The sequence below is a fragment of the Celeribacter sp. SCSIO 80838 genome (assembly GCF_056498065.1).
In genome coordinates this window covers 1,886,980-1,910,471 of the sequence record NZ_JAZKMA010000001.1, presented here as the reverse complement: position 1 = coordinate 1,910,471, position 23,492 = coordinate 1,886,980, and the positions used below count along the sequence as shown (strand labels likewise).

At 61.8% G+C, this 23,492-nt stretch carries 26 protein-coding genes; 13 read left to right on the top strand and 13 right to left on the bottom strand.

The window, feature by feature from the left end:
• Positions 1-126: 126 nt before the first annotated feature.
• From V1475_RS09610 to V1475_RS09600, 3 genes are read left to right on the top strand one after another with little or no spacing between them, the layout of a single operon-like run.
• Positions 127-675 (top strand): biotin transporter BioY, encoded by a 549-nt coding sequence (locus V1475_RS09610; protein ID WP_434288331.1) that lies wholly within the window; start codon positions 127-129, stop codon positions 673-675.
• A 2-nt stretch (positions 676-677) separates the two neighbouring features.
• Positions 678-1,355: an energy-coupling factor ABC transporter ATP-binding protein gene (locus tag V1475_RS09605; RefSeq protein ID WP_479412572.1), complete on the top strand. Its 678-nt coding sequence runs from the start codon at positions 678-680 to the stop codon at positions 1,353-1,355.
• On the top strand, positions 1,349-1,942 hold the full coding sequence (locus V1475_RS09600; protein ID WP_479412571.1) for an energy-coupling factor transporter transmembrane component T family protein: 594 nt from the start codon (positions 1,349-1,351) through the stop codon (positions 1,940-1,942). The genes V1475_RS09605 and V1475_RS09600 overlap by 7 nt, the downstream gene beginning before the upstream one ends.
• Positions 1,943-1,947: 5 nt before the next feature.
• Here the strand turns inward: V1475_RS09600 and V1475_RS09595 are convergent, their stop codons facing one another.
• On the bottom strand, positions 1,948-2,718 hold the full coding sequence (locus tag V1475_RS09595) for an IclR family transcriptional regulator domain-containing protein (RefSeq protein WP_479412570.1): 771 nt from the start codon (positions 2,716-2,718) through the stop codon (positions 1,948-1,950).
• A gap of 105 nt (positions 2,719-2,823) precedes the next feature.
• Between V1475_RS09595 and V1475_RS09590 the strand changes: the two genes are divergently transcribed.
• Genes V1475_RS09590 through pcaF form a run of 3 tightly spaced genes read left to right on the top strand, consistent with a single transcriptional unit; the run spans position 2,824 to position 5,447 of the window.
• Positions 2,824-3,543 (top strand): 3-oxoacid CoA-transferase subunit A, encoded by a 720-nt coding sequence (locus V1475_RS09590; RefSeq protein ID WP_434288338.1) that lies wholly within the window; start codon positions 2,824-2,826, stop codon positions 3,541-3,543.
• Entirely contained in the window at positions 3,543-4,235 is a 693-nt protein-coding gene (locus V1475_RS09585) for a 3-oxoacid CoA-transferase subunit B (protein ID WP_479412569.1), read from the top strand. Before V1475_RS09590 ends, V1475_RS09585 begins: the two co-directional genes overlap by 1 nt.
• Before the next feature lie 12 nt (positions 4,236-4,247).
• Positions 4,248-5,447, top strand: a complete 1,200-nt coding sequence (gene pcaF, locus V1475_RS09580) for a 3-oxoadipyl-CoA thiolase (protein WP_479412568.1) — start codon at positions 4,248-4,250, stop codon at positions 5,445-5,447.
• 5 nt (positions 5,448-5,452) lie between these two features.
• Here the strand turns inward: pcaF and V1475_RS09575 are convergent, their stop codons facing one another.
• Complete coding sequence (locus tag V1475_RS09575; protein WP_479412567.1) at positions 5,453-6,370, bottom strand: LysR substrate-binding domain-containing protein; 918 nt, start codon at positions 6,368-6,370, stop codon at positions 5,453-5,455.
• A gap of 78 nt (positions 6,371-6,448) precedes the next feature.
• On the opposite strand from V1475_RS09575, the gene pcaD reads away from it, so the two are divergent.
• From pcaD to V1475_RS09550, 5 genes are all read left to right on the top strand, one after another.
• Positions 6,449-7,231: a 3-oxoadipate enol-lactonase gene (gene pcaD / locus V1475_RS09570; RefSeq protein WP_479412566.1), complete on the top strand. Its 783-nt coding sequence runs from the start codon at positions 6,449-6,451 to the stop codon at positions 7,229-7,231.
• Positions 7,228-7,608: a 4-carboxymuconolactone decarboxylase gene (gene pcaC, locus V1475_RS09565; RefSeq protein WP_479412565.1), complete on the top strand. Its 381-nt coding sequence runs from the start codon at positions 7,228-7,230 to the stop codon at positions 7,606-7,608. The genes pcaD and pcaC overlap by 4 nt, the downstream gene beginning before the upstream one ends.
• The gene (gene pcaH / locus V1475_RS09560; RefSeq protein WP_198403458.1) at positions 7,605-8,345 is read left to right on the top strand and encodes a protocatechuate 3,4-dioxygenase subunit beta; all 741 of its coding nucleotides are present in this window, start codon (positions 7,605-7,607) and stop codon (positions 8,343-8,345) included. Before pcaC ends, pcaH begins: the two co-directional genes overlap by 4 nt.
• Before the next feature lies 1 nt (position 8,346).
• On the top strand, positions 8,347-8,952 hold the full coding sequence (gene pcaG / locus V1475_RS09555; protein ID WP_479412564.1) for a protocatechuate 3,4-dioxygenase subunit alpha: 606 nt from the start codon (positions 8,347-8,349) through the stop codon (positions 8,950-8,952).
• Between the two features lie 69 nt (positions 8,953-9,021).
• Complete coding sequence (locus V1475_RS09550; protein ID WP_479412563.1) at positions 9,022-10,077, top strand: 3-carboxy-cis,cis-muconate cycloisomerase; 1,056 nt, start codon at positions 9,022-9,024, stop codon at positions 10,075-10,077.
• Positions 10,078-10,095: 18 nt separating this feature from the next.
• On the opposite strand, the gene pobA is transcribed toward V1475_RS09550, so the two are convergent.
• Complete coding sequence (gene pobA, locus V1475_RS09545; protein ID WP_479412562.1) at positions 10,096-11,271, bottom strand: 4-hydroxybenzoate 3-monooxygenase; 1,176 nt, start codon at positions 11,269-11,271, stop codon at positions 10,096-10,098.
• A 51-nt stretch (positions 11,272-11,322) separates the two neighbouring features.
• On the opposite strand from pobA, the gene V1475_RS09540 reads away from it, so the two are divergent.
• Positions 11,323-12,213, top strand: a complete 891-nt coding sequence (locus tag V1475_RS09540; protein ID WP_479412561.1) for a helix-turn-helix domain-containing protein — start codon at positions 11,323-11,325, stop codon at positions 12,211-12,213.
• Here V1475_RS09540 and V1475_RS09535 read toward each other — a convergent pair.
• The 10 genes from V1475_RS09535 to V1475_RS09490 all read right to left on the bottom strand — a co-directional run bounded on the left by V1475_RS09535 (position 12,210) and on the right by V1475_RS09490 (position 22,209).
• Positions 12,210-13,760: an acyl-CoA dehydrogenase family protein gene (locus tag V1475_RS09535; RefSeq protein ID WP_479412560.1), complete on the bottom strand. Its 1,551-nt coding sequence runs from the start codon at positions 13,758-13,760 to the stop codon at positions 12,210-12,212. The two genes, V1475_RS09540 and V1475_RS09535, sit on opposite strands and share 4 nt — an antisense overlap.
• Complete coding sequence (locus V1475_RS09530) at positions 13,757-14,632, bottom strand: amidohydrolase family protein (protein WP_479412559.1); 876 nt, start codon at positions 14,630-14,632, stop codon at positions 13,757-13,759. The genes V1475_RS09535 and V1475_RS09530 overlap by 4 nt, the downstream gene beginning before the upstream one ends.
• Before the next feature lie 11 nt (positions 14,633-14,643).
• A complete protein-coding gene (locus tag V1475_RS09525) occupies positions 14,644-16,458 on the bottom strand; it encodes a feruloyl-CoA synthase (protein ID WP_479412558.1) in 1,815 nt (604 codons plus the stop codon).
• 67 nt (positions 16,459-16,525) lie between these two features.
• Complete coding sequence (locus V1475_RS09520) at positions 16,526-16,975, bottom strand: MarR family winged helix-turn-helix transcriptional regulator (protein WP_479412557.1); 450 nt, start codon at positions 16,973-16,975, stop codon at positions 16,526-16,528.
• Positions 16,976-16,985: 10 nt separating this feature from the next.
• Positions 16,986-18,308 (bottom strand): TRAP transporter large permease, encoded by a 1,323-nt coding sequence (locus V1475_RS09515; RefSeq protein WP_479412556.1) that lies wholly within the window; start codon positions 18,306-18,308, stop codon positions 16,986-16,988.
• The gene (locus V1475_RS09510) at positions 18,308-18,847 is read right to left on the bottom strand and encodes a TRAP transporter small permease (RefSeq protein WP_434288359.1); all 540 of its coding nucleotides are present in this window, start codon (positions 18,845-18,847) and stop codon (positions 18,308-18,310) included. Before V1475_RS09510 ends, V1475_RS09515 begins: the two co-directional genes overlap by 1 nt.
• A 3-nt stretch (positions 18,848-18,850) precedes the next feature.
• A complete protein-coding gene (locus V1475_RS09505; RefSeq protein ID WP_479412555.1) occupies positions 18,851-19,894 on the bottom strand; it encodes a TRAP transporter substrate-binding protein in 1,044 nt (347 codons plus the stop codon).
• A 103-nt stretch (positions 19,895-19,997) separates the two neighbouring features.
• The gene (locus V1475_RS09500) at positions 19,998-20,765 is read right to left on the bottom strand and encodes a crotonase/enoyl-CoA hydratase family protein (protein WP_479412554.1); all 768 of its coding nucleotides are present in this window, start codon (positions 20,763-20,765) and stop codon (positions 19,998-20,000) included.
• 12 nt (positions 20,766-20,777) lie between these two features.
• Positions 20,778-21,542, bottom strand: coding sequence for an SDR family NAD(P)-dependent oxidoreductase (locus V1475_RS09495; protein ID WP_479412553.1), 765 nt, complete (start codon positions 21,540-21,542; stop codon positions 20,778-20,780).
• Between the two features lie 196 nt (positions 21,543-21,738).
• The gene (locus V1475_RS09490; protein WP_434288363.1) at positions 21,739-22,209 is read right to left on the bottom strand and encodes a MarR family winged helix-turn-helix transcriptional regulator; all 471 of its coding nucleotides are present in this window, start codon (positions 22,207-22,209) and stop codon (positions 21,739-21,741) included.
• 168 nt (positions 22,210-22,377) lie between these two features.
• On the opposite strand from V1475_RS09490, the gene V1475_RS09485 reads away from it, so the two are divergent.
• Positions 22,378-23,418, top strand: coding sequence for a TRAP transporter substrate-binding protein (locus tag V1475_RS09485; RefSeq protein ID WP_479412552.1), 1,041 nt, complete (start codon positions 22,378-22,380; stop codon positions 23,416-23,418).
• Positions 23,419-23,492: the final 74 nt, after the last annotated feature.

Below are 23,492 nucleotides of genomic sequence, written 5' to 3'. Positions count from 1 at the left end.
TCCGCAATTTTGCAAAGCAAACTTCACATGCCCGAAAAAGGGGGTTTACCACGGCTCAATCAGACGCTTATCTCCGCGAAAGATATAAAGTCGGCGTAAAACCGGCACAGCTCTGGAGGAAAGACCATGACCACGCGCGACATCACATTGATCGCCCTGTTTGCCGCCCTGACCGCCGTGATGGCGGTATTCCCGCCGGTGACATTGCCGTTTTTGCCGGTGCCGATCACGGCGCAATCGCTGGGCGTGATGCTCGCAGGCGGCGTCCTGGGCGCGAAACGCGGCGGGCTTGCGATCCTGCTTCTGCTGGTGCTGGTGGCCATCGGCCTGCCGCTCCTCTCGGGCGGGCGCGGTGGCTTGTCGGCTTTCTTCGGCCCGACCGCCGGCTTCCTTCTCGGCTGGCTTCTGGCCGCCATTGCCATCGGCTGGATGACGGAAAAGTTCTGGGACGGGCTGTCCTTTGTCTCCGCCACGCTGATCTGCGTGATCGGCGGCATCGGCGTCATGTATGCCGTGGGCATTCCGGGCATCACGCTCATGGCGGGCGTGCCGATTTCCAAGGCCTTCATGGGCTCCGTGACCTTCATCCCCGGCGACATCGTCAAGGCGCTGATCGCTGCCGCCGTCATGGTGACGGTGAAGAAATCCTACCCGATCATCGGTCAGGCCGCCTGAGCATGACCATGCAGTTCGACAGGGTCTCCGTGACCAAAGCCACGCGCGAGATCCTGTCGGAGATCACCCTGAGCCTGACCGAACAGCGCATCGGCGTGATCGGCAACAATGGCTCCGGGAAAAGTACGTTTCTACGACTTTTCAACGGGCTGGAGAAACCGTCTACGGGCACGGTCCGGTTCGGAGAGAGCACGGACGACCTGCGTCGCCATGTCGGGTTCATGTTTCAGAACCCGGACAATCAGATCGTTTACCCGATGGTCGAGGAAGATCTCGCCTTTGGTCTCAAGGCGCGCAAATTGCCGAAATCCGAGATCGAGACGCGGATCGAGCGGGTGCTCAGCGAGCTGTCTTTGACGCATCTGAAAGGCCGCCTGACGCATCAGCTTTCCGGCGGCGAGAAACAGATGGTGGCGCTGGCGGGCGTGCTGGTGACAGAGCCCGAGATGATCGTGTTCGACGAACCGACAACGCTTCTGGACCTGCGCAACAAGATGCAATTCATGCGGGTGCTTGCCACCCTGCCCCAGCCCGCCGTGGTGGTGTCGCACGATCTCGATCTCTTGGCGGGGTTCGACCGGATTTTGCATATCGCGGACGGGCGCATTCATGCGGATGGGCGGCCCGAGGACGTGATCCCGGCCTACAAAGCGCTCTGCGAAGATTTGGGCGGATGCTGACCGATCTCTATATCCCCGGCGACAGCGCGCTGCACCGCGCGCGGCCCGCTTGGAAACTGGCGCTCCTGTTTGCCTATTGCACGGCGATCTTCGTGGTCACGCATCCGGTGATGCTTGGGGCCGGGCTTGTGCTTGTGGCTTTGGGCTATGGGATCGCCGGTCTCTCGGCCCGCGATGCGTCGACCGCGATCCGCCCCGCTCTGGTCGTCCTCGCGATCATCTTCGCCGCCCAGCTCTGGCTCGAAAGCCTCGGAATGGCGATCTACGTCACGCTGCGGCTCATGGCGTTGCTGATGGCCGCCGCACTCGTGACCTATACGACGCGGGCGAGCGAGTTTACCGAGGGCATCCTCGCGCTTTTGTCCCGCGCGCCCGCTTGGGTGCCCAAGGACAAGATCGCGCTCGCCATGTCGCTGGTGTGGCGCTTTATTCCAATGATCCGCGCGCAATTCGACGAGGTGCGCGAGGCGCAGCGGGCACGGGGGCTGGAGCGCAACATGTTGGCGCTTGTGGTGCCGCTGGTGGTGCGCACATTGAAGACCGCCGATGAGGTCGCCGAGGCGATCACCGCGCGGTCGCTCGACTGACGGCCTTAGAGCACCCGCCGCAATCCGGATTGCACCTTCAGGAGCTTCGGCAGATAGGTCGGCACCAAAGCATGAACCTTGTCCTGAGTCGCGGCCATGCCGGTGTTGAGTGCTGCAATGATATGACCATGGCCATCGACCAAAGGCACGGCGATGGAGCGCAGCCCGATTTCCACCTCCTGATCGATGATCGCATAGCCCTGTTTCTGGGCCTCCTCGATGCGTTTCATGATCTCGTCCGGGTCGGTGACGCTGAACCTCGTGCGCGGCGAGAGATCGGAAGCCTCAACGATGGCGCGCGCCTCCTCGGCGGGCAAGGCCCCCAAAAGGATGCGCCCCATGGAGGTGCAATGCGCAGGCAGACGCGAGCCGGGCATGAGGCCAATCGACATCACACGTTTCTGGGCGGCGCGGGCGAGATAGACGATCTCGGTGCCGTCGAGGATCGAGACGGAACAGCTTTGTCCGATCTGTTCGGTGAGCTGATCGAGCCAGGGTTGGACGATCTGCGGCAAGGGAAGCGCGGAGATTGCCCCCATGCCAAGCCGCAGGGTGCGCGGCGTGAGCGTAAAGAATTTACCGTCGTAATCGGCATAGCCTTCGCCATGCAGCGTCAGAAGACAGCGCCGGGAGGTGGCCCGGTCGAGCCCCGTGGCCTTGGACACATCTGTGATCGACAGCTTCGGCGTTTTCGCCCCGAAACATTCGAGAACGCGCAGGCCCTTGGCCAGCGATGAGATGGTATCGGAGGATTTGTTTGTCGGTTTGTTCGCCATGCGCACGACACTTCCCGACATCCGAACAAATGTCAAGATGCGCACAAAAAGACTCGTCGCGACAGCGGCACGAGCGTAGATCGACGTCATAAACTGGAGGGTCTCATGGACAAAACCATCTCTACCGTGGCCGAAGCGGTCGCGGACATTCCCGATGGCGCACAGGTGATGATCGGCGGTTTCGGCGGCTCCGGCGCGCCGATCGAGCTGATCCACGCGCTGATCGACCGTTTTCGCGCCACCGGCAGCCCGAAGAACATCACCGTGATCAACAACAACGCGGGCAATGGCTATATCGGCATCGCCGCGATGATCAAGGCGGGCATGGTCAAGAAGATGATCTGTTCTTTCCCGCGTTCGTCGAATGCCGAAGCGTTCAACGAGAAATTCCTCGCAGGCGAGATCGAGCTTGAGCTGGTGCCGCAGGGCACGCTGGCCGAACGCATCCGTGCGGCGGGCGCTGGCATCCCGGCGTTTTATACGCCGACCTCTTTCGGGACCGAGCTGGCCGAGGGCAAACCGACCGAAGAGTTCGACGGCAAGATGTATGTGCGCGAGCGCTGGCTGAAGGCCGATTTCGCGCTGATCAAAGGCCAGCAAGGCGACACGGTCGGCAACATGACCTACCGCATGGCGGGCCGGAACTTTAACCCGCTGATGGCGATGGCCGCCGCGAAAACCATCGCGCAGGTCAGTGAGTTGGGGGAACCGGGGTCGATTGATCCGCAACAGGTGATCACCCCCGGCATCTTCGTCGACGCGATTGTAGAAGTTGCACAACCTCAACAAGAAGAAGTGCTGGTGCGCACAGGAGTGGTCTACTGATGTCCGATTTCAACATTATGGAAGACAAGCTCTCCAACGCCCAAATCGCATGGCGCGCCGCGCAAGACATCGAAGACGGGTCCTATGTGAACCTCGGAATCGGCTTTCCGGAGATGATCGCCAAGTTCCAGCCCGAGGGCCGCGATGTGACCTATCACACCGAAAACGGCGTGCTGGGCTTTGGCAAAGCCCCTGCCCCCGGTGAAGAAGACTGGGACCTGATCAACGCCGGTAAAAAAGCGATCACGCTCAATCCGGGCGCGTCGTTTTTCCACCATGCGGACAGTTTCTCCATGGTCCGTGGCGGTCACTTGGACCTCGCCGTGCTGGGCGCCTATCAGGTCGCGCAAAACGGCGATCTGGCGAACTGGCGCGTCGGTTCCAAAGGCGTGCCGGCCGTGGGTGGTGCGATGGATCTGGTGCATGGTGCGAAACGCGTGGCCGTGGTCACCGATCACGTCACGAAAGACGGCGGGCCGAAACTGGTCGAGACCTGCACCTTCCCGCTCACCGGTGTGGGCTGTGTGACCCGTATCTATACCTCGCTCGCCGTGATCGACATCGAAGGTGGCAAGTTCGTCCTGCGGGAGAAGCTGCCGGGCCTCACGATGGAAGCGCTGCAAGCCGTCACCGGCGCGACGCTCCACACGGACGGCGACGTTCTCGATCTGATTGTCCCGCAAGATTTGTAAGGAGGACCTGTGATGACCGACGTATATATCTGCGACTATATCCGCACCCCCGTGGGCCGTTACGGCGGCGCGCTGTCTTCTGTGCGGGCCGACGACTTGGGCGCTATCCCGTTGAAAGCCCTGGCGGAACGCAACCCGTCGATGGACTTGTCCGCGATTGACGATGTGATCTTCGGCTGCGCCAACCAGGCGGGCGAAGACAACCGCAACGTGGCGCGCATGGCGCTTTTGCTGGCGGGTTATCCTGACTCCGTGTCCGGCACGACGATGAACCGCCTTTGCGGCTCCGGCATGGATGCGATCATTGCGGGCGCACGCGCGATCAAGGCCGGTGAAGCCGATCTGATCATTGCGGGCGGCGTCGAGAGCATGTCCCGCGCCCCCTTCGTGATGCCCAAGGCCGAAACCGCCTTTTCGCGCGCGAATGAGGTCTATGACACCACGATCGGCTGGCGTTTCGTCAACAAGCTGATGAAAGCGCAATACGGCGTGGATTCCATGCCGGAAACCGCCGAAAACGTCGCGGAGGATTTCAACATCTCCCGCGAAGATCAGGACCTGTTTGCGCTGCGCTCGCAACAAAAAGCGGGCGCGGCGATGGCGAACGGGCGTCTGGCGAAAGAGATCGTCCCGGTGGTGATCCCGCAACGCAAAGGCGATCCGATTGTTGTGTCCGAGGACGAGCACCCGCGTCCGTCCACGACTTTGGAGGCGCTGCAAAAGCTCAAGACCTTTGTCAAAGCCGATGGCACCGTGACGGCGGGCAACTCCTCGGGTGTGAACGACGGGGCTGCGGCGCTGATCCTTGCCTCCAAGGAAGCGGCGGAGAAACACGGGCTGACACCCATCGCCAAGGTGCTTGGCGGGGCGGCGGCCGGGGTTGCGCCGCGGATCATGGGCTTTGGCCCGGCGCCCGCGTCGAAAAAGCTGATGGCGCGTCTCGGCCTGAAGCAGGAAGACTTTGCGGTGATCGAGTTGAACGAAGCCTTTGCCTCGCAGGGCCTCGCGACGCTGCGCGATCTGGGCATTGCGGATGACGATCCGCGTGTGAACCCGAACGGCGGCGCGATCTCCATCGGTCACCCGCTCGGCATGTCCGGCGCGCGGATCACCGGCACCGCGATGCTGGAGTTGAAACCGGGTGAGAAATCGCTGTCGACCATGTGCATTGGCGTGGGCCAAGGCATCGCGATTGCGCTCGAAGCCGTCTAAACCTTTCAGCGGGCGGAGAAATCCTTCGCCCGCCGATGCAACAGGCTTGCCAGAAAGTCTGCCGGGCTGTCGCGCGTGAAATCGAATTTCCGCGTCAGCCCCACCGCCCCCGTCAAATAATCCACGCCCAGATCGAGGGTCGCAAGACGGCCCTCCGACAGCTCGCGTTCGACCACACCACGCGAGATGAACCAGAGCATGTCGGAACGTTCGACAAGCGGCAGACCGACCGGGCGCGCCACGGTTTCGAAGCGTACATTCACAGTTTGATCAAGGCCCGAAGCGATGAGATATTGCATCACCTGCTGGCGAATGATCGAGCCGGGGTTGGGCAGGATGACCGGATAACGGCGCAGCGCCTCAACGGGCGAGAGCACCAGCCCCGGATGATCCTTGCGCGCCACCAGATAGACGGTTTCGTCATAGAGATATTCGAAAGACAGGCCGGTCATCTCCCGCGCGGGCGCCATCCGACCCACCACAAGATCGAGCCCGCCGGAGCGCATCCGGTCGATGAGATAGCGGTTCGGGCCGGTGATCACCGCGATGCGGGCATCGGGGCGCAGCTCGGAAAATTCCAGTGCCACGGCGGGGAAAAGCCCGCTTGCGACCGTTGGCAAGACGCCCACCTTGACCACATCCGTGCGCCCGCCGCCGGTGATCGCCCGGACACCGTTTTCAAGACTTTGCAGCGACGAGAGCGCATGACGGCGAAACGCCTCGCCCGCAGGGGTCAGAACCGCCTGCCGCCCGGTGCGGGTAAAGAGCGGTGTGCCGAGCTGGGCCTCCAGCTCGGAGATGGTTTTCGACAGTGCCGGTTGCGACACGTTGCGCGCGCGGGCCGCCGCCGTGATCGTGCCGGCCTCGTCGACGGAGAGGAAGGCTTCGAGATGACGGAGCTTCATGCCGTTTGGTATATTCATTTGGTTATGCTTTTTGCATCAGATTGTATTTTTCACGTTAAAATACTTATGGCAAATTGAGAAAAAAGGAAGACAAAAATGCACGCATTGAAACGCGACTGGGGCACCATGCATGTGAGCCGCAAAGGTGGCACGGGTCCGGCTCTGGTGTTCATCAACTCGCTCGGCACCGATTTGCGGATGTGGGACGAGGTTTGCGGCCACCTGCCGAAAAGCTGGATCACCTTGCGCATGGACAAGCGCGGGCATGGGCTGTCTGAGACCGCCCCGGTTGGTTACGGCATCCCGGAGCTGGCCGAAGATGTGATCGCTGCGATGGACGATGCGGGGATCGCGCGCGCCATTCTCGTCGGCTGCTCCATCGGCGGGCTGATCGCGCAGCATGTGGCCCTGATGGCGCCGGAAAAGGTGCAGGGGCTGGTGTTGTCGAACACCGCCTCGATGCTGGGGGCCGCCGAAGGGTGGCACGCGCGGATCGACGGGGTGCGCGCGAATGGCATGGCGGCGATGGCCGAGGGCATTCTGCCGCGGTGGTTCGGGCCGAAGATGCTGGCCAACCCGAACGCGCCCCTGTGGCGCACGCTTTTGGCCCGCACCGATCAGGAGGGCTACATCGCCACCTGCGCCGCGATTGCGGGGACGGACATCTCGGACCGCTTGGGCGAGATCACCCAGCCTGCGCTGGTCTTCGGCGGCAAACACGATCTGGCGACGCCGCCCGAGGTGGTTGAGGCGCTGGCCCGCAACCTGCCGCGCGCCGATCTGGTGATGTTTGAAGAGACCGGGCATTTGCCCGCCATCGAAGCGCCCGAAGCCTTTACGGAAGCGTTGGTGAAATTTGTGGAAAGGATCGCAGCATGAGCGAGACATTCGATCAGGGGATGAAAACGCGGCGCGAAGTTCTGGGCGACGCCCATGTCGACCGGGCCGAAGCGGCGAAGACCGAATTCGATCTGCCGTTTCAGACGCTGATCACCGAAGGGGCTTGGGGGACTGTGTGGTCCTCGGACAAGATCTCGCGTCGGGAACGCTCGATGCTGACCATCGCGCTTTTGGCCGCGACCGGGAATTTTGAGGAAATTCCGATGCATATCCGTGCCACCGCACGCACGGGTGCGTCGAAAGACGATGTGGCGGAGGCGCTGCAACATGTGGCGGTCTACGCGGGCGTGCCGAACGCGAACCATGCGCTCAAGCTCGCCAAGCAGACCTATGCGGAAATGGAGGAGACCCAATGACCAGCCTGATCACCGATCAGGGCCCGCTGATCCCGCGCAACCGCGCGATCCACCCGGAGCCCTATGACCCGAATTACAAGACATCCGTGTCGCGTTCGCCGAACCTGCCGCTTTTGTCGATGGAAAGCTCGCCGTCCGAGGAGACCGGCCCGACCTTCGGTCACAACAAACTCGGTGCGCTCGACAACAACCTGATTCTGAACTGGACCAAGGGCGCGGCCCCCGCCGTGGGCGAGCGCATCCTGATGCACGGTCGGGTTCTGGACGAAAACAATCGCCCGGTGCCGAACACGCTGATCGAGATTTGGCAGGCCAACGCGGGCGGGCGCTATCGTCACAAGAAAGACACCTATTTCGCGCCGCTCGACCCGAATTTCGGCGGTTGCGGCCGGACCATCACCGATGAGAACGGCTATTACGAATTCCTGACCGTGCGTCCGGGTGCCTACCCCTGGCCGAACCGCGCGAACGACTGGCGTCCGATGCACATCCACGTTTCGGTCTATGGTCACAGCTTTGGCCAGCGCCTCATTACGCAAATGTATTTCGAGGGCGATCCGCTGATCAATCACTGCCCGATCGCCGCGACGATCAAGGATCGCAGCTCGCTCGACCGTCTGGTGGCTCCGCTCGATTTCTCGAAATCGCGCCCGCTCGATTTCCTCGCCTATAAATTCGACATCGTCCTGCGCGGTCGCCGCCAGACCATGTTCGAGAACAAGCTGGAGGGCATGTGAGATGACCCAGAAACTTGATGTTTTGCAAGAAACCGCGTCCCAGACGGCGGGCCCCTACGTCCATATCGGCTTGATGCCGACCTATGCGGGCAATGGCGGCTATTACGAGGAAGAGATCGGCATGACGCCCTTCCATGACGAGAGCAAGGCGAAGGGCGAGATCGTCGAAATCGTCGGCTCGGTGTTCGACGGCACGGGCTGGGCGCTGCGCGACGCTCTGATCGAGAGCTGGCAATGCGATGCGGCGGGCGTGTTCCCCGGCGCGGACGGGGCCGATCCGGCCTTTACCGGCCATTGCCGCTTTGCCGCCGATGCGGTGACGGGCGAGTTTACGCTGCGCACCGTGAAACCCGGTTCTTACAAGGGCCGTGGTGGCGTCGAAAGCGCGCCGCATATCTCGCTTTGGGTCGTGGCCCGTGGCATCAACATCGGTCTCAACACCCGGATTTATTTCGAGGACGAGAACAACGATGACGATCCGCTTTTGAAGCGCATCGAACAGCGTCCGCGCGTCAACACCCTGATCGCGAAGAAGACCGGAGACGGCAAATACCGCTTCGACATCCGCCTTCAGGGGCAGGACGAGACCGTGTTTCTCGATCTGTAAGACTTGCATAAAATCAACTATAAGGGGCGGCAATGACCGCCCCTTTGACTATTTACAAGGACAAACACGATGAGCCTTTCCGTTTTCGACCACCCTTGGCTGTCCGGTCTTTTCGGCGATCCGGAGATGGCGGCGATCCTATCGCCCGAGCGCCAGATGACGCATATGCTGGCGTTTGAGGCGGCATGGTCGCGGGCCTGTGGCAAGGCCGGGCTGTTCGATGCGGCGAAGGCGGAAGAAGCGGCTCTGGCGATTGAAACCGCGCAGATTGATCTGGCCGATATTGCCGCCGGGATGGGACAGGACGGCGTGCCGATCCCGCGTCTGGTGAAACAATTGAAGGCGATTGCCCCGTCCGAGGCCCTGCACAAAGGCGCGACCTCGCAGGATGTGGTGGATACGGCACTGGTCCTTTCCCTGCGAGACGCGTCTTTCCTGATTGCCGGGCGGCTGATGGAGCTGGAAACCCATCTGAAAGCGGTCGAAGACCGGTTTGGAGATGCGCCGCTGATGGGGCGCACCCGGATGCAGGCGGCAACCGAGATCACCGTTCGAGATCGTGTTCTGGCGTGGCGCTTGCCGATTTCGGATCATCTCAAGACGCTGGACCAAAAACGGACCGATGTTGAAAAAGTGCAAATCGGCGGCGCGTCAGGCGACCGCAAAGCACTAGGAGACAAGGCGGATTGTGTCGTCGCGGAGGTGGCGAAAATACTTAGCCTCGCCCCCACCGACAAAACATGGCAAACCATGCGGCACGGGATTGCGGGCTATGCCTCTTTCCTGTCTCTGGTGACCGGATCTTTGGGAAAAATCGGGCAGGATATTGCGCTCATGGCGCAGCAAGGCATTGAAACTGTGTCGATTTCTGGTGCGGGAGGTTCGTCCGCCATGCCGCATAAACAAAATCCGGTGTCCGCCGAGCTCTTGGTCACTCTCGCCCGGTTCAACGCCACGCAGGTCAGCGCCATGCATCATGCGGTGGTGCATGAACAGGAGCGTTCGGGGGCGGCATGGAGCCTTGAGTGGATGGTCCTGCCACAGATGCTGATGGCCACGGGGCGCTCGCTCTCCATGGCCATCGAACTCGTTCAAAACATTCAAAGATTGGGCGATCCGACGTAATCCGCCGGACCAGTTTTCTCAGAACGGCAGGCCGATGTAATTCTCGGCCAGATCGCGACGCGCGGTCTCCGAGGTCGCCAAATGATTCAGCGTCGCCTTGCGCATCTGCTCGGCAAAGGCGTCTTCGCCGTCGAACCGGTGCAGCATGGTGGTCATTTGCCAGCTAAACCGCATCGCCTTCCAGATCCGCGCCAACGCACGGGCGGAATATTCGTCGATGCCCGTGGTCTTGCCCTTCACCGCGTCGATCAGCGCCGTGTAGAGATAGTACACGTCGGAGGCGGCGAGGTTCAAACCCTTCGCCCCGGTCGGTGGCACGATATGGGCGCTGTCACCCACGAGGAAGAGATTGCCCCAACGCAGCGGTTCGGACACGAAGGACCTGAGCGGCGCGATGGATTTTTCGATGGACGGCCCGGTGATCAGACGGCTTGCCGCCTCAGACGGAATGCGGCGGGAGAACTCGTCCCAGAAGCGCTGATCCGACCAATCCTCGACCTTGTCCGACAGCGGCACCTGCACATAATAGCGCACGAGATTTTCGTTGCGCATCGAGGCCAGCGCGAAACCGTGGCGGGAATTCGAATAGATCAGCTCGTCGTTCACCGGCGGGGTCTCGGACAAAATCCCAAGCCAACCAAAGGGATAGACGCGCTCGAATTCCTTGCGTTTCGCTTCGGGAATGATCTTGCGCGACACGCCGTGGAAACCGTCGCAACCTGCGACATAGAGACATTCGAGGCGCTTGCGCACACCCTCATGAGTGAAATCGACATAGGATTTCGCCTGATCCAGATCGTGGATTTCCACATCGGACACCTCATGCAGCACCGTCGTGCCCATGGCATCCTGCGCGTTGTAGAGATCCGTCGTCACCTCGGTCTGGCCGTAAACCATGACCTGCTTGCCGGTCAGTTCCTTGAAGTCGATATGCACCATCAACTCCTCGTCGGTCAGATAGCACCCATCATGCGGGATGCCTTCTTTGTCCATCCGGGCGCCAACGCCTGCCTCACGCAACAATTCGACGGTGCCCCATTCCAGAATACCGGCACGGATGCGGGCCAGAACATGCTCGCGGGTGGACCGTTCGAGAATCACGGTCTCGATGCCGGATTTGTTCAGAAGCTGGGACAAAAGCAGGCCGGATGGGCCGCCGCCGATGATGGCGACTTGGGTGGTCAATGTGGACATGTGCATCTCCTCCGTTTGCATGAAGAGTAGCGCCGGAGCGGACAAACCAGAATGGACCCGCCCGGCAATGAATGGTATTTTTCCGGCATGAGTGAGATCAGCCCCATCCCCGCTTTCAACCTGTTCGGCGAAACCAGCGCCTTTCCCGACGTGATCCATTGCGAACGGGTGTTCGACCGCGCGCGGCTACACGGCTGGAAAATCTCGCCACACCGGCATCACCAGATGGCGCAGGTGTTCCATATCGAGCGAGGCTTTGCCCGGGTCACTCTGGACGGGGCGGAAAGCACCTTGAAGAATGGTGAATTTCTCTATGTACCGCCCAAGATCGTGCATGGGTTTGCCTTCGAGAAAGGCACGGAAGGGATCGTGCTGTCCCTGCCCTCCCCGGTGGTGCAGAGGCTTGGGCCAAAGTCACAGGCCTTGACGTCCTGGCTCAATGGCGCGCACCACGGGACGCTGTCGGAACTCGCAACCGCCCTGCTCTCGCAGATTGCACTTTTTCATGACAGGTCTGGCACATTTCGCGCACAGAGGCTTGTGGCCCTGTCGCATGCGCTCCTGACCACATTGGCCGAGGACAGTGCAGAATCGGACAGGCCGGACCAGGACCAGACCCGGCAAATGCAGCGGCTCGATGCGTTGATCTCAGAGCATCTGACGGCGGGCTGGGGTGCTGCGGATTATGCCCATGCGCTCCATATGACCGCAGGTCATTTAAACCGGATCGTGCGCAAGGACACCGGTGCAACTCTGACGCAATATCTGGAAACTGCGGTGATGACGGAGGCCTGCCGCCACCTCGCCTTTACGCGTCTGCCGGTGGCGGAAGTGGGCTATCGGCTGGGGTATACGGACCCGCCGTATTTCTCTCGCCGCTTCCGGGCGCGCATGGGGGAGACCCCCACCGAATATCGCGCCCGGGTCGCGGGAGAAATTTAAGCCGCAAGCGGCAGGCGCACCGGCAGAGGGCGGCGCGCCACGCGTTTGGCGAGGCGGATCATCTCCGCATCCCCCGTGGCGGCGAGTTTGCACCACACGGCGCGGAACAGAAGCTCGCAGGTCAAACCCATGAAATCATGGGCTTTCTCGACGGCATCCTCGGACATGCCTGCGCGCGCACCCTGCCAATCGGCGAGAAGCGCAAGACAGTCGGCGTCCCCGGAGGCCAGTGCTTCGATGAGGCTCGCGAAATGCGCCGCGCCCTCGCCCACACGCAGACCGCGCGTGGCCGTCATCAGGGCATGGATGCCATTCGCGCCCTCGTAGATCGAGGTGATGCGCGCATCTCGCCAGGTCTGGGACACGCGATATTCCGTGAGATAGCCATAGCCTCCCAACACCTGAATGCCGAGATCGGCGGCGCGAATGCCCGCATCGGTGCAAAAGCTTTTGCAAACCGGCACGAGAAAATCCACCAGATCGCGATTCTGACCGAGGGTCAGTTCGGCCATGGTGAGATAGGTCATGGCACGCGCACCAAGTGCGAGGGATTTTTGTTCGTCCAACATGCGCTGCACATCCGGGTGATCGGCGAGAACCGCCTCCGCCCCGTCGGGCTTACGGCCCTGTTTGCGCTCGGCGGCGTAGACCGAGGCGATGTGATGGGCACGCGTGGCATGGGCGACACCTTGCAGCGACACGTCGAGCCGGGCGTGGTTCATCATGGTGAACATCGCCATCAACCCCGCCCCCTCTGCGCCGATCAATTCGGCCGCCGCCCCGTCAAAGGCAAGCTGACAGGTCGGCGAGGCATGCAGACCCAGCTTTTCCTCGATCCGGGTGACCGTGACCGCATTGCGCGTGCTATCGAGATCGGAGGGACAGAGGAACAGCGACAGCCCTTTGACCCCTTCACCGCCGGTGCGGGCGAGCACGAGATGGAGCACATCTTCGGACATATCCTGATCGCCGCCGGAGATGAAAATTTTCTCCCCCTCGATCCGCCAGCTGTCGCCCGAAGGCGTGGCTTTGGTGCGGATACGAGAGAGATCGGACCCCGCGCCCGGTTCGGTCAGGCACATGGTGGAGAGCGTAACACCCGCCGCAAGACGCGGAATCCAATACTGTTTTTGATCGTCAGAGCCGAATTTCATCAGCGTCGAGACGGCCCCCGGCACAAGGTTGCAGACCATTTGCAGGGAATGGTTCGCACCGGAGAACATCTCCGACACGCCCGCGGCCAGAAGCGCGTTTTGCCCCATGCCTCCGAAATCCTCAGGGGCGGTGAGCCCCTGCCAGCCGCCCTCGGCCAGCTGATCGAAGGCGTCTTTGAAGCCATCGGGCATGGTGACACGACCGTCTTTCAGGGAACAGCCCTGCGCATCGCCCTGCTCGTCGATCGGGGCAAGAACACCCTCGGCGAAGGAGGCGAAATGCTCAAGGATGCCCTCGGCCAGCTCATCGTCCCACTCGGGAATGCGGTCGGCCCCGGCCACATGGCGCAGGCAGAAGAGAATGTCGTCGAGCGGCGCCTTGAACGGGGTCATTCGGAGACCCCCAAAAGCCGCATGGCGTTTTCCTTGAGGATCAGCGGGCGGACTTCGTCGCGGAAGTCGGCCTTGTCGAAAGCATCGAGCCATTTCTCCGGCGCGATCATCGGCCAGTCGGAGCCGAAGAGCATCTTATGCTTCAGCATGGTGTTGGCATAGCGCACGAGGATCGGCGGGAAGTATTTTGGCGACCAGCCGGAGAGGTCGATGTAGACGTTGGGCTTGTGGGTCGCGACCGACAGCGCCTCTTCCTGCCACGGGAAAGACGGGTGGGCGAGGATGATCGGCATGTCGGGGAAGTCGACGGCGAGATCGTCCATATACATCGGGTTCGAATATTTGAGCCGCATGCCGTTGCCGCCCTTCATGCCCGATCCGACGCCGGTCTGGCCGGTGTGAAACAGAGCGGGCTTGCCGGATTCCGCGATGGCCTCGTAGAGCACATAGGCCGAGCGGTCGTTCGGATAGAACCCCTGCATCGTCGGGTGGAATTTAAAGCCCTGAATGCCGTGGTTCTCGACCAGATCGCGCGCCTCGCGCGCGCCCAATTTGCCCTTGGCCGGGTCGATGGAGGCGAAGGGAATGAGGATGTCCGAATGTTTGGCGCAGGCCTCGGCGACCTCATAGTTGTTGTAGCGGCGATAGCCGGTTTCGCGTTCGGCATCGACCGGGAAGATCACGGCGGCGATGTTCTTTTCGCGGTAATGCGCGGCGGTTTCGTCGATGGTCGGCGGGTGCGACCAGGGCGCGCCGAAATATTTCGCCATCGCGGATTGCAGATCGTCATAGCCGTCATCGTGGTGACAGCCACAGGCCTCTTCGGCATGGGTGTGAAAATCAATCGCTCTGACTTTTGAGAAATCTACCATATTTCAATTCCTTACACGCGGATGAGGGCCGGATCTTCGTTGTCGTAGAGACGTTCGAGAAGATCGGCGCGGCGGGTGATGACCTTGCGGGTGTTGATCGAGCCCTTGTCGGTGATCTCCCCGTCTTTGACCGAGGGCGGCTCAGCCAGAATGATGGCACGGGCGATGCGCTTGGCGGAGCCGGAGGCAGCACGGGCCATTTTGCGCAAGACGTGGTGAATCTCGGCCTGAAGATGCTCGTCGATCACCGCCCCTTCGGAACAATTGTCACCATGGACATGGTCCGGGCGCGGGAAGACGAAAAGGCCGATCTCGCCCCGGTCGTGACCGCAGACGACGACATCGAGCACGAGACCGCGCAGGGCCTCCAGAGCATCGAGACGCAGCTTGCCCGCCTGCACCCATGTGCCGGTCAGCAGTTTGAAATCCTCCGACACGCGGCCGTCGAAGACGAGGCCCCGGTCCGGATCATCGGAATCGAGGAATTTCACCGCATCGCCGGTGATGAAGAAGCCCTCTTCATCGAACGCTTCGGAGGTTTTCTCCGCATCGTTGAGATAGCCGGGCATGACATTCGGGCCTTTGACGCGGATCTCACAGCGCATGTCGTCGTCGGGGATGAGTTTGACCTGAACACCGGGGATCGGCACGCCGATCACACCGGAGCGGCCGATATGTTCGTGGACCATGACATTGGCGGGCGCGGTTTCGGTGAGGCCCCAAGACGAGATCATCAGGGGCAGACGCCCGCGCACTTCCATCGCCATTTCTTCGAGCCGGGTCCAGATGTCTTGCGGTAGCGACGCACCGGCGTAGAACAGCATGTCGAGGTCTTTGAAATAGGCCTCACGCAGCGCCATGTTGTGTTCCATCTCATGCACCAGCATCGAGAACCCCACCGGCACGTTGAAGGCGAAATTGCCCGGCTTGTCGGTGATGTTGTCGATCGTGTGCTGGAACAGCGCCTTCGTCGGCTTGCCGTTGTCGATGTAGAAGGAGCCGCCATGCAGGAGCATCATGTTGACGTTGTGCGAGCCGCCGAACACGTGGTTCCAGGGCAGCCAATCGACGATGCGCGGCGGGCGTTCTTTGGTGAAGGGCAGGACGGAGGCCATTTGCGCCTGATTGGCACACATCATGCGCTGGGTGGTCATCACGCCTTTCGGATCGGACGAAGAGCCGGAGGTGAAAAGGATTTTCGCCAGCGTATCCGGGCCGACCGATGCGTGCACGGCAGACAGGTCCACGCCCGCATCCCCCTTGAGAAGCTCGGACAGGGGGGTGACCGGGCGTGGCGCGCCCTCCGGGAGAGAGGCCACGATTTCGATCCCGTCGAGATCGGGAAGGGCAAGCGCCTTGGCATAACGTGCGGCATCGTCGACGAAGGCCATTTTGGGTTTCGTCTTGCCTATCGCGTATTGCAGGCGGAAATGCGCTTCTTCGATCAGGGAATATTGTTCGGCCAAAGGCACGGTCGGCACGCCCGCCCATTGCGCGGCGAAGGACATAAGCGCGTGATCGACGGAGTTGCCGGACATGATCAGGATCGGCGTCGACTCGTTGAGGCCGCGCGCAGCGAGAGACGCCGCGATGGCTTTGACCTGTGCGAGCACCTCGGCATAGCCCAGCTCGCGCCAGCCCGCGCCGGAGCGTTCGGCGAGGAAAACGGCATCGGGGCGCTCGGCGGCCCATTTCTCTAACCACACGCCCGTGTGGTCGACCACCGGATCGAGCGGGATGTTGGACGTCAGGATGAAATCCTCCGCGCGCCGCTCCATCCGAACCGAATGGGACGCAATCGTCAGCCCCGTGATCGTATCTTTCATGCGTTCCTCCCTTGGCCTTTGCGGCCCTTGTCCTGTGGCCTGCCGCGCTCCTCCGCGCGGGCGGCCGTTATCTTCGCCGGACCCGCCGCAGAAGTGCGCGCAGGGTCTTGCGCTCCGCCTCTGTCAGGTCCCGAAACAATGCGTCCTCATGGGCGTGCACGGCGCGCTCCGCCTCTTGCCATTTCGCCTCGCCCGTCTCCGTGGTGCGCAGCGCATATTGCCGCCGGTCGCCTTCGACGCGACCGCGCTCGATCAGATCGGCGCTTTCCAGTTCGTCCACCAGAACCACCACGCCGGAGCGTTCGATATAAAGCGCCTCGGCGAGGCGGCTCTGGGAGATGTCGGGGTTCTCATGAATGATCGCCAAGGCGGAAAACGAGGTCATCCGCAGGCCCAGAGGCTCCAGCACGGTGGCCAGATCTTCGCGCACGGTCAGAAAGGCGCGCTTCATCGTGTAGCCGACGAATTGGCGCAGGTTCTGATCCGTGATGGCCGTGTCCTTGTCGATTTTGCTCATGTGTCTGTCCTCAGTTCGCCACCAGATCCACCAGCCAATAGCTCAGCGCCGGGAAGCTCACCAGAATGACGATCCGGAAGGCCTCCGCCACGATGAAGGGCGTGGTGCCGCGAAAGATTTGCGCCGTCGGGATGTCTTTTGCCATCGAGGAGATGACGAAGAGGTTCATGCCCACGGGCGGCGTGATCAGCCCGACCTCGACCACCACCAGAGAGATGATGCCGAACCACATGGCCTGTTGTTCCGGCATCAGGCCGAAATCGAGCGCCATGATCGTTGGGAAGAACACCGGGACGGTCAAAAGGATCATCGAGAGGCTGTCCATGACGCAGCCCATGATCAGATAGAACAGGATGATGCCCATCAGGATCACGATCGGGGCCACATCCGCCTGCCCGAAATAGGCGGCGACATCGGCGGGCATTTGCGACAGGGCCAAAGCGACGTTGAAAATGTCCGCACCGAAGACGATGGCAAAGATCATCGCGGTCGATCCGGCCGTGTCGATCAGGCAATCGAGGATGGCGCGGGCGTTGAGCCCCTTGGTCAAAAGCCCGGTCACAAGCATCAGAACCACACCGACGGAGGCGCCCTCTGCGGGGGTGAAGAACCCGCCGTAGATGCCACCCAGCACGACGATGAAGATCGCGACGACATGCCAGATGTCTTTGAGTGCCTTGATCCGTTGGGCAAAGCTCGCGGGTTCGTGGGTCGGACCTTCGTTCGGGAAGAGCCGGACATAGACCGCGATGGCGATGCAGAAGCCGATGACCGCCAGAATGCCGGGAATGGTCGCGGCAAGGAACAGCTTGACGATATTCTGCTCGGTCAGAAGCGCGTAGATGATCAGCACCACGGAGGGCGGGATCAGGATGCCGAGCGTGCCGCCCGCCGCGAGAGAACCGGAGGCCAGCGCACCGGAATAGCCATGCTTGCGCATCTCCGGCAGCGCCACGCGGGCCATGGTGGAAGCGGTCGCCAGAGACGAGCCGGAAATGGACCCGAACATCGCACAGCCCGCCACGGAAGCCATGGCGAGACCGCCGCGCAAATGGCCGATCCAGGCGTTCGACGCGGCAAAGATCGCAGCCGAAATGCCGGAGCGGGTGGCGAGATGGCCCATGAGGATGAACAAAGGCACGATGGCCAGTTCATAGGACATGAATTTGTCGACCCAGGCCGTATTGAAATAGGCCATCAAAGCCCAGGGCGAGGCCAGCGTGACATAACCCACCGCCCCCACAAGCCCCATGCCCAGCGCAATCGGCATCCGCGCGAAGATCAGCGCCAGAAGGGCCACGACCATGATAATGGCAATCGTCAAAGGCTCCATCAGCGCACCTCCAGCGCGCGAAACGCGCCGCTCATCATCGGCAGGGATTGCAGGAGTGCGACCACGGCGGAGAGGCCCATGCCGAAGATCGCGGGCAGGTAGACCATCCAGACGGGCGCGCGCAAAAGCATCGTGCGGTCGCCATAGTCATGCATCTCCGCCATACCGAGGGTGAGACGCCATGTGACGAATGCCCAGCAGGCGGCAAAGATCAGGGTCCAGACGCCATCGAAGCGGCGTTGGGTGATGGGTTTCAGCCAGAGGGTGAAGAGATCGACCATGACATGGCCCTTGTTGAATTGGCAGAGCGGCAGGAACAGCGAGGCACAGGCGGCGCAGGCCAGTTCCACCAGCTCGAAATCGCCGCGAATGCCGCCAAACCCGAGGTTGCGCATCACGACCGAGAGGGTGACGGTCAGGGAGGCGGCGAAAATCACCGCACCCCCGATCCCCGCAGAGGTCAGGCAGACCGCGCGGAGGAGAAGAAACAGGGGGGTGTGCTCCCCCTGCTCGTCGTCGTTATGAAGCCGCTCGGCCATGGCTCAGCCCTGCGCGTCGAGAAGTTCGTTGGCGCGCGCCACGATGGCCGCACCGTCGTGACCGGCCTTGTTCAGCTTTTCGATCCAGGTGTCGTAGATCGGCTGGGCCATCTCGCGCCATTTCTCGATTTCCGCCGCCGGGATGGTGTGGATCTCGTTGCCCTGTTTCTCGACAACCGAACGACCGAAAGCCTCGAACTCGTCGAATTGCGCGCCGAGACGACGGGACAGATCGGGCCCGGAATGATCGTCGATCACCTTGCGCAGATCGTCGGACAGGCCCTCATATTTGCGCTCGTTCATGACGAGGGAGAAGGTGTTGCAATAGACGCCGCGCCCGCCCGCTTCGGGTTCGTTGGTCACAGACGTCAGTTCCTGCAACTTGAACGCAGGCACCACCTCATAGGGCAGGCAGCAGCCGTCGATCACACCGTTCGAAAGCCCCACAACCATCTCGGTCACCGGAAAGAACACGGTTTCCGCGCCCATCAGCGTCAGCATCTCGCCGGTCGCCTGATTGGGCGCGCGGAGTTTGAGGCCCTTGAGGTCCTCGACCGTGTTGATCTTCTGCCCACGGGTGTGGAATTTGCCGCCGTCATGGGTGTGGAAGGCCAAGGGTTTCAGACCCTTGTATTCATTCTGGCCGAACTCCTGCATGAGCTGATCCATCGCGACGGAGGTCTTTTCGGCATTCGTCACCATGAACGGCAGCGCGAAGGTTTCCGCCACCGGGAAGCGATCGGGCGTATAGACCGGCAGGGTCCAGGAGATGTCGGCAATGCCTTGGCGCGCTTGATCGGCGAGCTGGGGCGGTTTGCCGCCAAGCTGCATCGAGGGGAACATCTGAAATTCGATCGCACCATTCGAGGCGTCGGAGATTTCCTTGGCCCAGACATCGAAGAACCGGGTCTGCATGGGCGCAACGCCCGGCAGGAAGTGGGCGACGCGCAGCGTCACCTCGGCGGCGTGGGCTTGTTTCAGGAATGCCGGGGTCGCGAGAGCCGCGCCCATAGTGGCCAGTGCCGTGCGGCGTGTCATCGTCGTCATGTGTAATCCTCCCAAATCATGACATGCGCCCGTGTTACGGGTCTTGTTTTGTTGGTGCGGGCGGCCTCCTCACCGCCACGCACATGCGTTACCGGAAAGCCGGTTAACGGAAGACCGGGACGCGTTTTTCCAAGAAGGCCTTGAGCCCCTCTTCGGCATCGGCACTGGTTTGCGACACGGCGGCGCACATGCTTTCCATGAACAGACCGTCGGCCTTGGCCATATCTTCGATCCGGCTGATCGCCTGAATCATCATGTAATTCGACAGGGTGGCGTTCTTGGCGATCTTGGCGGCAAGCTTTTGCGCCAGCGCCAGTGCCTCGCCCTCACCCACCGCATAGTGGGTCAGGCCAAGCGCCAGACCTTCGTCAGAATTGTATTTGCGCCCGGTGAGCATCATCTCGCACATCCGGTCCGCCCCAAGGATGCGCCCGACGCGGACGGTCGCGCCGCCTCCGACAAAGATGCCGCGCATGCCTTCGGGCAGTTGGAAAATCGTCGAAGGCTCGGCGATCCGCACATGGGTCGCAGCGGCCATTTCAAGCCCGCCACCGATGACGGCGCCGAACATGGCGGAGATCACCGGCAGGCCACCGAACTGGATTTTCTCCATCACGGAATGCCAGTTGCGCGAATGGCGCATGGTGCCCTCGGCATTGCGGGCGACATGTTCGGACAGGTCGAGGCCGGAGCAATAATGCCCTTCGGTGCCGGTCAGGATCACCACGCGCACGCCTTCCGGGGGCGCGGAGAAAAAGCCGTCGATGGCGTCGAGCAACTCATCGCACATGGCGTTGCGCTTGCCGGGGCGGTTCATGGTCAGGGTGGCAATCGGCCCTTCGATCTCGACTTTGAGGATCTCGCTGGTCATTGTCTTGGTCTCTTATTTGATCGGCATACGCGCAGCGGCGTCGAGGCGAATGATGGTCCCGTTGAGCATCGGGTTTTCCACGATGGCCTGCACGAGGCGGGCATATTCGTCCGGGTCGCCCATCCGCGAGGGATAGGGCACGTTCTGGAGAATCTCGGCGCGGATGTCGTCCGGCAGACCCGCGCTCATCGCGGTTTCGAACAGGCCCGGCGCAATCGCCATGACGCGAATGCCAAACCGCGCCAACTCGCGCGCGGCGGGCAAGGTCATCGAGGCCACGCCGCCTTTCGAGGCGGAATAGGCCGCCTGCCCGATCTGGCCGTCTTCGAAGGCCACCGACGAGGTGTTGACGATCACGCCGCGCGCGCCGTCCGCGTCCACCGGATCGGCCTTGGCCATGGCCTTTGCTGCGATGTTCATCACCGCGTAAGTGCCGAGAAGATTGACGTTCAGCGCCTTGGCGAATGTGTCGATGGTGAGCGAGCCGTCGCGCGGCAGGATGCGCGCCGCCGTGCCGATCCCGGCACAGGACACCACGATGCGGGGCGTGCCCATGTCCTGTTCGATCTGTGCGAATGTGGCCTCGACCGCCGCCGGATCGCTGACGTCTACGGCATAGCCCTGGCCACCGATTTCACCTGCGGCGCGCGCTGCGGATGCGCCCGACAGGTCGAGAACGGCAACTTTTGCCCCCTGCTCCGCCAGACGTTTCGCCGTCGCGAAACCGAGGCCGCTGCCCGCGCCGGTGACGGCTGCGACAAGCCCTTCGATCTTCATGAATGTTCCTCCCGTTTGAGAGAACCATGCAGAAGGATAATTGTTCTGTCAATGAACAATTAAATGGATGACCTATCTCGCAGATGCAGCATGCATGTCAGACCATTGGGCACGCAGGAATTCCCCGGAAAACAAAAAGCCCGCGCCAAAAGGCACGGGCCAGACACTCCGGGGCGCTGCGCTGCGGCGGCGTGGCTCAGGATTTCTTGTCGAGAATCAGCGGCGCACGCGACAGGTGATTGCCGCCCTCTGCGGCTTTCGCGGCGAGGCGCAGGAAGTCCCCGCGTTCTTCAGGCGTGAGACCGGAGAGGATTTCGTCCTGAAACTGCCGCACCACGGGAATCAGATCGTCGAGCAGCGCCTGCCCCGTTTCGGTCAGGGACACGAGCCGCGCACGGCGATCTTTTTCACAGACCGAGCGCAGAATCAGCCCCTTGCTCTCAAGCCGGTCGAGCACACCGCCGATGGTGGCGCGATCGTAGGCGATCAATTCCGCCAGTCGCGCCTGCTCAATCCCGGGATGGGCGCGGATCGCGTTCAGAGCGGCGAATTGCACCGAGGTCATGGTCTGGCCATGTGCCTTCATCCGCTCGGTGAAAACCGACATGGAAATCTGGTTCAGGCGGCGAATCAGATGACCCGCCATGTTGTGAATTTCGAGAGCCATGTGCCTCCTCTCCTCCCGCCCCTGCGGCGCATTGTCCTCCCCAATGCCTTAACTCAGTGATGCAGGTCAATAATAAGTATGCTTACGGAATTGACTCAGATCAATAGTAAGTATACCAATTATCTTGGCGCAACGGGAGTGCGTCCAGAGACAAACGGAGGAGCTCACATGAATCTCAAGGCTAAATTGCGCGGCACACTTACTGCGGCAACGCTTGCAACCGTCACCGCCACGTCCGCTTTCGCACAGGACGTCACGCTGATCCTGCACCATTTCCTTCCGCCGGTGTCCAACGCCCATAAGGTGATGCTCGAACCCTGGGCCGAGAAGGTCAAAGCCGACAGCGACGGCCGTATCGACGTCCAGATCTACCCGTCCATGTCGATGGGTGGCAAACCGGGCGAGCTTTACGGTCAGGTCCGCGATGGCACCGCCGACATCGTCTGGACGCTTCTGGGCTATACGCCGGGCGTCTTCCCGCGCACCGAAGTGTTCGAACTGCCGACCGTGCACAAAGGCTCCGCCACCGACACGACCATCGCGCTCAACGCCTCGCTCGATCTTCTGGCCGAGGATTTCAAAGACATTCACGTCCTGTTCCTGCACGCCAATGACGGCAACCTGATCCATTCCGGCGGCAAGGAAGTCACCTCCTTCGAGGATGTCGCAGGCATGAAGCTGCGCACGCCGTCGCGCACCGGTGCATGGCTGATCGAGGCGCTCGGCGCAGAGCCGGTGAGCCTGCCGGTTCCGGCCGTGCCCGAGGCCATGTCCAAGGGCGTGATCGACGGCGCGATGACCACCTATGAGATCGTGCCCTCGCTGAAACTTCAGGAACTCGACAAATACACCGCCGAACTGCCGAATGGCGACCGTTTCGGCACCGCCGTCTTCATGGTGGCGATGAACAAGGACGTCTACGAAGACCTGCCCGACGATCTGAAAGCGGTGATCGACGCCAATTCCGGCATGAATGTCGCCGCCGAGATCGGCACGATGTGGGAGAATTTCGAAGTGGCCGGGACCGACGCGCTCGACGCCGCCGGTGTGACCCGCAACGTCTTCTCCGACGAGGAAGCCGCGAAATTCTACGACGTCAGCGAACAGGTCGTCACCCGTTGGGTCGATGAAGTCACCGCCAAAGGCATCGACGGCGCTGGTCTCGTCGACGCCGCGCGTGCCGCGATCGCCGCGGCGCATACCGAATAACGACCGACAGAGTCGTCCAAGACCGGAGAGGCGGGTCGCGCCCGTCTCTCCCCCATCACCCCGAAACACGCACC

Excerpts from the sequence above, each read along its gene's own strand:
- V1475_RS09610 (WP_434288331.1), top strand. The coding sequence starts at position 127 with ATGACCACGCGCGACATCACATTGATCGCCCTGTTTGCCGCCCTGACC.
- V1475_RS09605 (WP_479412572.1), top strand. The coding sequence starts at position 678 with ATGACCATGCAGTTCGACAGGGTCTCCGTGACCAAAGCCACGCGCGAG.
- V1475_RS09600 (WP_479412571.1), top strand. The coding sequence starts at position 1,349 with ATGCTGACCGATCTCTATATCCCCGGCGACAGCGCGCTGCACCGCGCG.
- V1475_RS09595 (WP_479412570.1), bottom strand. The coding sequence starts at position 2,718 with ATGGCGAACAAACCGACAAACAAATCCTCCGATACCATCTCATCGCTG.
- V1475_RS09590 (WP_434288338.1), top strand. The coding sequence starts at position 2,824 with ATGGACAAAACCATCTCTACCGTGGCCGAAGCGGTCGCGGACATTCCC.
- V1475_RS09585 (WP_479412569.1), top strand. The coding sequence starts at position 3,543 with ATGTCCGATTTCAACATTATGGAAGACAAGCTCTCCAACGCCCAAATC.
- pcaF (WP_479412568.1), top strand. The coding sequence starts at position 4,248 with ATGACCGACGTATATATCTGCGACTATATCCGCACCCCCGTGGGCCGT.
- V1475_RS09575 (WP_479412567.1), bottom strand. The coding sequence starts at position 6,370 with ATGAATATACCAAACGGCATGAAGCTCCGTCATCTCGAAGCCTTCCTC.
- pcaD (WP_479412566.1), top strand. The coding sequence starts at position 6,449 with ATGCACGCATTGAAACGCGACTGGGGCACCATGCATGTGAGCCGCAAA.
- pcaC (WP_479412565.1), top strand. The coding sequence starts at position 7,228 with ATGAGCGAGACATTCGATCAGGGGATGAAAACGCGGCGCGAAGTTCTG.
- pcaH (WP_198403458.1), top strand. The coding sequence starts at position 7,605 with ATGACCAGCCTGATCACCGATCAGGGCCCGCTGATCCCGCGCAACCGC.
- pcaG (WP_479412564.1), top strand. The coding sequence starts at position 8,347 with ATGACCCAGAAACTTGATGTTTTGCAAGAAACCGCGTCCCAGACGGCG.
- V1475_RS09550 (WP_479412563.1), top strand. The coding sequence starts at position 9,022 with ATGAGCCTTTCCGTTTTCGACCACCCTTGGCTGTCCGGTCTTTTCGGC.
- pobA (WP_479412562.1), bottom strand. The coding sequence starts at position 11,271 with ATGTCCACATTGACCACCCAAGTCGCCATCATCGGCGGCGGCCCATCC.
- V1475_RS09540 (WP_479412561.1), top strand. The coding sequence starts at position 11,323 with ATGGACCCGCCCGGCAATGAATGGTATTTTTCCGGCATGAGTGAGATC.
- V1475_RS09535 (WP_479412560.1), bottom strand. The coding sequence starts at position 13,760 with ATGACCCCGTTCAAGGCGCCGCTCGACGACATTCTCTTCTGCCTGCGC.
- V1475_RS09530 (WP_479412559.1), bottom strand. The coding sequence starts at position 14,632 with ATGGTAGATTTCTCAAAAGTCAGAGCGATTGATTTTCACACCCATGCC.
- V1475_RS09525 (WP_479412558.1), bottom strand. The coding sequence starts at position 16,458 with ATGAAAGATACGATCACGGGGCTGACGATTGCGTCCCATTCGGTTCGG.
- V1475_RS09520 (WP_479412557.1), bottom strand. The coding sequence starts at position 16,975 with ATGAGCAAAATCGACAAGGACACGGCCATCACGGATCAGAACCTGCGC.
- V1475_RS09515 (WP_479412556.1), bottom strand. The coding sequence starts at position 18,308 with ATGGAGCCTTTGACGATTGCCATTATCATGGTCGTGGCCCTTCTGGCG.
- V1475_RS09510 (WP_434288359.1), bottom strand. The coding sequence starts at position 18,847 with ATGGCCGAGCGGCTTCATAACGACGACGAGCAGGGGGAGCACACCCCC.
- V1475_RS09505 (WP_479412555.1), bottom strand. The coding sequence starts at position 19,894 with ATGACGACGATGACACGCCGCACGGCACTGGCCACTATGGGCGCGGCT.
- V1475_RS09500 (WP_479412554.1), bottom strand. The coding sequence starts at position 20,765 with ATGACCAGCGAGATCCTCAAAGTCGAGATCGAAGGGCCGATTGCCACC.
- V1475_RS09495 (WP_479412553.1), bottom strand. The coding sequence starts at position 21,542 with ATGAAGATCGAAGGGCTTGTCGCAGCCGTCACCGGCGCGGGCAGCGGC.
- V1475_RS09490 (WP_434288363.1), bottom strand. The coding sequence starts at position 22,209 with ATGGCTCTCGAAATTCACAACATGGCGGGTCATCTGATTCGCCGCCTG.
- V1475_RS09485 (WP_479412552.1), top strand. The coding sequence starts at position 22,378 with ATGAATCTCAAGGCTAAATTGCGCGGCACACTTACTGCGGCAACGCTT.